Source organism: Acidovorax lacteus (genome assembly GCF_039540375.1).
GTDB classification, from domain to species: Bacteria; Pseudomonadota; Gammaproteobacteria; order Burkholderiales; family Burkholderiaceae_C; genus Acidovorax_G; species Acidovorax_G lacteus.
In genome coordinates, this window is sequence record NZ_BAABEX010000015.1 from 1 (window position 1) to 7017 (window position 7017).

Annotated in this window: 12 protein-coding genes; 4 read left to right on the forward strand and 8 right to left on the reverse strand. The window is 67.7% G+C overall.

Annotated elements, in window-relative coordinates; translation table 11 throughout:
* Positions 1-200 precede the first annotated feature (200 nt).
* The 4 genes from ABD866_RS10705 (at position 201) to ABD866_RS10720 (ending at position 2997) form a co-directional block, all read left to right on the forward strand.
* Positions 201-647, forward strand: a complete 447-nt coding sequence (locus ABD866_RS10705) for a LexA family protein (RefSeq protein WP_345064498.1) — start codon at positions 201-203, stop codon at positions 645-647.
* Between the two features lie 20 nt (positions 648-667).
* A complete protein-coding gene (locus ABD866_RS10710; protein ID WP_345064501.1) occupies positions 668-1969 on the forward strand; it encodes a Y-family DNA polymerase in 1302 nt (433 codons plus the stop codon).
* Between the two features lie 4 nt (positions 1970-1973).
* Complete coding sequence (locus tag ABD866_RS10715) at positions 1974-2465, forward strand: thermonuclease family protein (protein ID WP_345064504.1); 492 nt, start codon at positions 1974-1976, stop codon at positions 2463-2465.
* A gap of 88 nt (positions 2466-2553) precedes the next feature.
* Positions 2554-2997 (forward strand): hypothetical protein, encoded by a 444-nt coding sequence (locus ABD866_RS10720; protein WP_345064507.1) that lies wholly within the window; start codon positions 2554-2556, stop codon positions 2995-2997.
* 54 nt (positions 2998-3051) lie between these two features.
* Here the strand turns inward: ABD866_RS10720 and ABD866_RS10725 are convergent, their stop codons facing one another.
* From ABD866_RS10725 to ABD866_RS10760, 8 genes are all read right to left on the reverse strand, one after another.
* Complete coding sequence (locus ABD866_RS10725) at positions 3052-3234, reverse strand: hypothetical protein (protein ID WP_345064510.1); 183 nt, start codon at positions 3232-3234, stop codon at positions 3052-3054.
* On the reverse strand, positions 3234-4484 hold the full coding sequence (locus ABD866_RS10730; RefSeq protein ID WP_345064513.1) for a glycoside hydrolase family 19 protein: 1251 nt from the start codon (positions 4482-4484) through the stop codon (positions 3234-3236). Before ABD866_RS10730 ends, ABD866_RS10725 begins: the two co-directional genes overlap by 1 nt.
* On the reverse strand, positions 4481-4780 hold the full coding sequence (locus tag ABD866_RS10735; protein WP_345064517.1) for a hypothetical protein: 300 nt from the start codon (positions 4778-4780) through the stop codon (positions 4481-4483). The genes ABD866_RS10730 and ABD866_RS10735 overlap by 4 nt, the downstream gene beginning before the upstream one ends.
* Entirely contained in the window at positions 4777-5166 is a 390-nt protein-coding gene (locus ABD866_RS10740; RefSeq protein ID WP_345064520.1) for a hypothetical protein, read from the reverse strand. Before ABD866_RS10740 ends, ABD866_RS10735 begins: the two co-directional genes overlap by 4 nt.
* Complete coding sequence (locus ABD866_RS10745; protein ID WP_345064523.1) at positions 5159-5620, reverse strand: hypothetical protein; 462 nt, start codon at positions 5618-5620, stop codon at positions 5159-5161. The genes ABD866_RS10740 and ABD866_RS10745 overlap by 8 nt, the downstream gene beginning before the upstream one ends.
* Before the next feature lie 3 nt (positions 5621-5623).
* The gene (locus ABD866_RS10750; RefSeq protein ID WP_345064525.1) at positions 5624-6280 is read right to left on the reverse strand and encodes an SGNH/GDSL hydrolase family protein; all 657 of its coding nucleotides are present in this window, start codon (positions 6278-6280) and stop codon (positions 5624-5626) included.
* On the reverse strand, positions 6277-6594 hold the full coding sequence (locus ABD866_RS10755; protein ID WP_345064528.1) for a hypothetical protein: 318 nt from the start codon (positions 6592-6594) through the stop codon (positions 6277-6279). Before ABD866_RS10755 ends, ABD866_RS10750 begins: the two co-directional genes overlap by 4 nt.
* 7 nt (positions 6595-6601) lie before the next feature.
* Positions 6602-7017 (reverse strand): hypothetical protein (locus tag ABD866_RS10760; RefSeq protein WP_345064530.1); only part of this gene is annotated, 416 nt, incomplete at its 5' end.

Sequence of the window (7017 nt, forward strand, 5' to 3'; positions counted from 1 at the left end):
ATGGTCGGAGCGGCGGGATTCGAACTCGCGACCCTCTGCTCCCAAAGCAGAAGCAAAAACCTGCAAAAACAACATCTTAGCCGCCTATCGTCTAACGCCAGAGGCTGAGAAATGCCAATTTCTCAGAGGGGGCGGCCGGGTTTGTTAGACGGCTTTTCCCCGAGCCAACCTGCTCATACGGCCGGGCTTATACTGTATGAATGAACAGTATTTTTCAAAGCTGTTCGCCCGTCCCGGCGGACATTGACGCGCCTGCTCTGGCACTGCCCATGGCGCGCGTGGCTGTGCCGGCCGGGTTCCCGTCGCCAGCTGACGATTTCGTGGTGGAGCGGCTGGACGTGATGAAGCTGCTGGTGCGCCATCCACAGTCCACCTTCTACTGGCGCGTGAAGGGCGACTCCATGCGCGAGGCGGGTATCCATGATGGCTCCATCGTCGCGGTGGATCGCGCAGTGCGACCGCGCAGTGGCCATGTCGTGCTGGCCGTGGTCGATACCGAGTGCACGGTGAAGTACCTGCACGAGCGAGCCGGCCGCGTACGACTGCGCGCCGCCAACCCCACCTACCCGGACATCGTGCCCCGTGACGGCCAGACCATCGAGGTGTGGGGCGTGGTCAGAGGCGTTGTCCAGATCTTTGCTGTCTGAACGCATGCGGGAGAGCGGCTGTGTTTGCGCTGGTGGACGGCAACAACTTTTATGTGTCGTGCGAGCGGGTGTTCCGTCCGGCGCTGCGCGACCGCCCGGTGGTCGTGCTGTCGAACAACGATGGCTGCGCCATCGCCCGTAGCAATGAGGCCAAGGCCTTGGGGATCGCCATGGGCGCGCCGTTGTTCCAGATCCGCCACTTCGAGGAAACCCATGGCCTTGTGGCGCTCAGCGCCAACTTCACGCTCTACGGCGACATGAGCGACCGCATGATGAGCTTGGTAGCTGGCCTAGGCCCGCAGCAGGAGGTGTACTCGATTGACGAGTCCTTTGTGGGCTTGGCCGGCGTGCGCGGCGACCTCACGCGCCGCGGGCGCGCCATCCGCGAGCGCATTGAGCGCTGGATCGGCATCCCCTGTGGCGTGGGCATCGGGCAGACGAAGACATTGGCCAAGTTGGCCAACCACGTCGCCAAGACCGCGGAGCGCAAGCCGGGCAGCTACCCGGCTGAACTGGCCCAGGTGTGCAACTTGGCCGCGCTGCCCCGGGAAGCGTTCGAGGAAGTGCTCGCCCGGACGGAGGTGGGTGAGGTCTGGGGCGTGGGCCGTCGCATCGCCAAGCAGTTGCACGATGGCGGCGTGCACACGGTGCTGGATCTCGCGCGGCTGGACCCGGCCACCGTGCGGCGCCGCTGGAGCGTGGTGCTTGAGCGCACGGTGCGCGAGCTGCAGGGCCTGCCGTGCATCGACCTGGAGGATGCACCGGCACCGAAGAAGGAGATCGCCTGTACGCGCTCCTTCGGTCAGGCGGTGACGGACCTGGAGCCACTGGAGCAGGCCGTCAGCGAGTTCGCCAGCCGTGCTGCGGAAAAGCTCCGCCGCCAGGGCAGCCTAGCCGGGCAGGTGCTGGTGTTTGCCCACACCAGCCCCTTCCGGCCGCCGCCACACATGCACAAGAGCGTGGTGGTGCCGCTGCGCCGGCCCACGGCCGACACGCGGCTGCTGGTGGACGCTGCGCTGTCGGGCATCCGGCGCGTGTACGAACCGGGCTACCGGCTGGCCAAGGCCGGCGTGATGCTGCTGGACCTGTCGGATGCCCAGGCGCACCAGGCCGAGCTGGATCTAGACGCCGATGAAGCCAGGGACCGCAGTAGGCTCATGCAGGCCATGGACAAGATCAACGGGCGGTACGGGAAGGGCACGCTGCACGTAGGCAGCACCGGTGCCACTGTGCGCGCCGGCCGCGAGTGGGAGATGCGCCAGGAGCGCCGTACGCCGCAGTACACCACCCGATGGGATGATGTGCCGATTGCACGGGCATAGGACGATGAAGAAACAGATTGCACTGCTGATGTTGGCCGCCGGGCTGGTTACCGGCGCTCAAGCCGAAACGCTCCGCGGCGTGGTCATCGGCGTGACGGATGGCGACACCGTGAAGGTGCTGACCGAGGACATGCAAACGGTCACCGTGCGGGTGGCGGGGATCGATGCGCCCGAGAAAGACCAGCCGTTCGGCAGCCGGTCAAAGTGGAGCCTGAGCGCCTGCGCTTACGGGCGCGCCGCCGAGATCGAGGGCGGCAAGCGCGACCGCTACGGGCGGACGGTCGGCAAGGTGATCGTGTCAGGTGCGGACTGTGGGCTCAGGCAGATCGAGGCCGGAATGGCTTGGCACTATAAGGCGTATCAAAGGGAACAGAGCGTTGGCGATCGCCAGATGTACAGCATCGCCGAGGGCGACGCCCGAGAGGCAGGTCGGGGCCTTTGGGGCCAGCATGCGGAGGCCCCCTGGGAATGGCGAAAGGGCCGCAGCCAGAAGTGAGTAGATCGATACACGACCGTTTTTTACTGGACAACCGCACCCTGACTCACAGAATTACGAAAATCACAACCCGCAACAGGAGAACCACTTGAAGAAGACTGCCATCGCCGCCGTCATTGCCTTGTCCGCAACAGCCGCCAGTGCATCCGGCCCCTATGACGGCATCTACGTTGACGCGACCAACTCCAACAACTACGTCTCGGTGCTGACCAACGGCGATCGGATTGTCGTGACGCAGTACGAGATCATCCCTGCATCCAACATCTTCTTCAGCACGCAGATCGGCACGGTGTACCCCCGCCAGGTAAACACCTGGCAGCTGCTGCAGGGCAATATCAGCGGCAATATCGCCAATCTGAGCGGGCAACTGGCGTTCAATCAGTGCAACGTGCGGATCACTGTGAATTTCACCGGAACGAGCTTCACGGCAAACACTACGAGCGCCAGCTCGTCCGGCGCAGCCTACTCTTCCACGATCAACTGCGCAGGCCTTTTCAACCTCAACCCACTGCGCTTCAACAAGATCTTTTAAACAACAGACAACACCGCACTGGAAGCCCGCCCCGCGCGGGCTTTTTTACGTCCGTCAGTCAATCCGAGGCAGCGGTCCATCGTCATTGCGCGGCTCTGCCACGCGCTCAGCACGCTCGTGGATCTGGCGCTGGGCTTCGCGCTCATCGCGGCGGCGGCGGGCCTGCAGCTGGTGGGGGCTGCGGGCGCCGCCGCGGGCGGTGGGCTGGCCTGCGGCTTGGGCGGGTGCCTGGCGCATCACTGCCCGCCCGGGGTGCGGTTGCGGCTGGTGGTCTGGCCGAAGTAGTAGCCGATGAGGCCGCCCAGCACCAGGCTCATCACGCCATTGGCGATGGCGCTGCGCACATCGTCGGAAAACGGCGTGCCCCACCAGCCCACCACGCTGCCGACCACGGCGTACACGAGCGGCAGCAGGGCCAGGGCAATCCACAGACTGGGGCTGTTCCACGGGCGGGCCGGGCCTGCGGCAAACGCTTGGTCGGCGGCGCGGGCGGCCTGCAGGCCGCCGCCCACCTCGGTCAGCTCGAACCACTTGGCCTCGATGGCGGCGCGCACGGCCTGGGCGGCGTCGGGGTTGGCCTGCACCTGCTCCAGCAGGTCCTGCTCATTCTTGGCCTGGATGGCGGCTTTGGCGGCGTCCACCACGATCTGGGCGGCCTTGATGTTGCGCTCGCTGGTGGCGCTGCCGCTTGCAAACAGGGTGCCGAGCTTGGGCACTAGGTCGATCAGGCTGGGCAGCACGGCGGCGATGAAGGGGGGCATGGGTGGCTCCTGGCGGGGGGTGGTGTCTGCGGCCAGCGCGGCCGGGCTGATGAAGTCGCCCAGGCGCTGCAGCAGCGGTGCACGGGCTGGCGTGGCGCTGGGCTGGTTGGTGTGCACATAGGGGGTGGAGAGGTCTTGCACGGGCACATCGGGCGCGGGGCCTGCCAGCAGCACGCGCAGGCGGTCCCAGCGGGCAACGCGGTCGGCGTGACCGTTGATGCCGCCGTTGATGCTGCGCGTGATCTGCAGGAAGGCCTCGGGCGTGTCTTGGTCGGCCAGGGTGTTGAGGCCCTTGTCGTCCCAGTAGTCGGCGGCGCTGGTGGCGGCCCACTCGTCGGCGGCCAGCAGATCGGGCTGGGCCTCGAAGTCGGGCACATCGGGCCCAAGGCGTGCGCGCAGGCGGTCGCGCACGCGGGCGTGGTTGTAGCGGCCGGTGGTCTGGATCAGGCCGTGGCCCTTGTACCGCGCACCGTCGCCCGGCTGGGTGTTGCCCAGGTCTGCCCGGCCCTCATAGCGCTGCTGCGCGGGCGTGGGCCCCCAGATTTCGGTGGTGTAGCGAAAGCCGCCGCTCTCGTGCCCGATCTGTGCAAGGAAGGCGGCCAGCCGCGCTGGCGTGTCGATGCCGTACAGCCCGCAGGCCGCGCGCACATGCGGCAGCCAGCGCTGGGCCAGGGCCTCGGTGGCGCCTGCGGCGCGCAGCAGGTGGGGGGTGATGAGCTGGGTCATGTGCGCGGCTCCTGCTCGGGCGTGGTGTTGCAGAACTGGGCGGGCGCGCCCCGGCGCCAGTACACGGACGTGACCCACTGCACCAGCACCACGGCGGCGGCCAGCGCTACGCCAAACCATGCCAGCGGCCAGCCCGCCACAGGCCAGGCCATGCCCAAGGCGGCCACGCTGCCCAGCACCCAGAAGGCGAAGCGGATCTGCGGGCGGGTGTTGTGGTCGGTGCGCACAAAGCGGCAGAACACCGACACGAACAGCAGCAGGCACACTAACTCGTGCGCGATCAGCAGAGCGCTCATGCGCGGGGCCCTCCGTTTGCGTTGCCGCCCAAGCGCTGGGCGATGGCCTGCAGTGCGGCGCCCAGGCCGTCGAACACCGGCCGCCAGCCGTTGCCAAGCGCGCCAATGGCAAACGCCACGGGCGCCAGCGCATCGGTGGCCGACACGGCCCAGTACGACTGCAGCCACACCGACAGAGCCCCGGTGAGCACCACGGCCGTGAGCGTGCAGCGCAGCAGCAGCCAGGCGCCCGCAGCGCGGCCCATGGTTTCTGCAGCAGACAGGGGCCACAGCGCCCCGGCCAGCGCCGCAAAGACGATGACCACATAGGGCCCGGCCAGCGGGCCGAGCAGCGCGATGGAGACGGCGGCCAGGCTCAGGCCGCTGCTGGTGGTTGGTTCAGGCATGCACTCCCTCGGTGATGTTGTTGTGTTGCTGCGTTCGGCCCGCCAGGGCGGCCCACAGCGTCATGGGGTCAAAGCGCCAGGGCTCCGGGTAGCCCAGCACGGCGGCCACGGCCTCGCTGCAGAACCAGCGGCGCGGCGCACCCCGCTGCGGCCGCCAGACGAAGCCGATCAGGCCCAGCACGTCGTAGCCCGCGCCCGCGTGGTCATAGGCCCACTGATAGGCCACGCTGGGCGAGACGTAGCCCGGCAGGGGCACCACGTCCCAGTGCTCGGGGTTGAGCCACATGCACTTGAGGCGCACGCCGCCATCCACGAAGCTGCTGGACAGGCAGCTCGCCTGCCCTGCCCCATCGATGCGCACCACCAGCTCGCAGTGGCTGTACGGACCGCGCAGCCACCAGCTCACCAGGCGGTTGAACAGCCGCTTGCGACCCTTGTAGAACGCAACCTGCATGCCCTACCCTCCCGCGCCAATGATGTCGAGCAGCTCGCGCGCGATGACCTCTGCGATGCGATCAGACAGCGCCTGCCCGGGGTGGAAACCGTCGGGCTGGTCGCCCGGGTTGATGGCCACGCCGCTCAGGTCGATGTAGCGCACGCCCTCGGCCTGGGCCACCTGGCGCACCAGGCCGTCAAAGCCGAGCACGCCGGGCGTCAGGTCGGGGATGCCCACCAGCACCACGGCTTTGCCTGCGGCCTGGGCCTGCTGCACCAGCGTGCGCAGGTGGGCCACAAAGTCGGCCGGCGGCACGCCCAGCAGGTAGTCGGCCCCGCCAAAGCGCAGCACCATCACATGGTCGGGCGCCTGGGCAACGTGCTCTGCCCAGCGGGCGTACACCAGGCCCCAGGCACCGGCAATGGCATCGCCCGCCGTGGCGCCCGGGCGGCCGTAGCTGATGCCAAAGAACCGGCCCCGTGCGTGCTCGTTGATGCGGCGCACCGGCGGCACGTGGTTGATGTTGTTGGGCTGGCCCTCGACGGTGCCCACCGTGAGGCTGTCGCCATAAATCCCCACCAGCGGCCGCGCGGGCGCGGCGCCTGGGCCGGTGGGCACGATGGGGGTCGGCAGGGTGCAGCAGCCCAGCCAGGCGCAGAGGGTTTTGCGGATGCTCATGGGATCTCCGATGCGGTGATGAACAGGGCATCGAGCTGGGCATCCGTCATCCCCAGCGCGGGCGCAAGCTGCGAGACGAAGCCGTTGTGCCGCTGCACGACGGAGCTGTACTCCCACTCGATGCGCGCCGCGGTGCGCTGCGGCTCGGGCATGGCGTTGATGGCCGCCTCCACCTGCGGCAGCAGGCCGGCGGCGTGCAGGGCGCGGCGCGCTTGGCGCATGGTGACGGAGGCGGGCACGGGCGAGGCTTGTGCGGGCGCGCCCTGCACGATGACGGTGGCGCCGCCGACGTAATAGGTCGTGGTGTCGGTCATGGGCGCCTCACTGGTGGATGTCTGCAATGCAAACAAAGGAGTTGGTCATCGCGGTACTGGCGGTGAAAAAGACCTCCACCGAAGCATCGAAGGGCACCCAATCCCACAGATAAAACGATGCACCAGAGGGCCAGTAACCCACTGGCGCGAAGAAGCGTGTCGCCGGTACGCTCACAGTTCCGGTGTCGATTGCGAGCACGCCGTCGATGACCACCTCTGCTCGCATGTTGCGGTTCGAATCGGTAAACAGCCCGCAGGAACGCAATGCGCCGCGGCCCGTGGCCGAGAACAAACGGGTACGCACCCCCGCAGAAAGCGTGACACTGGAACTTGCACCGCCCAAGTCGGTGATGCCCACAACATAGTTACGCCCCACATACCCCGCCACCTTGCGCAGCCCACCCACCCCGCCCGGCCCGGGCG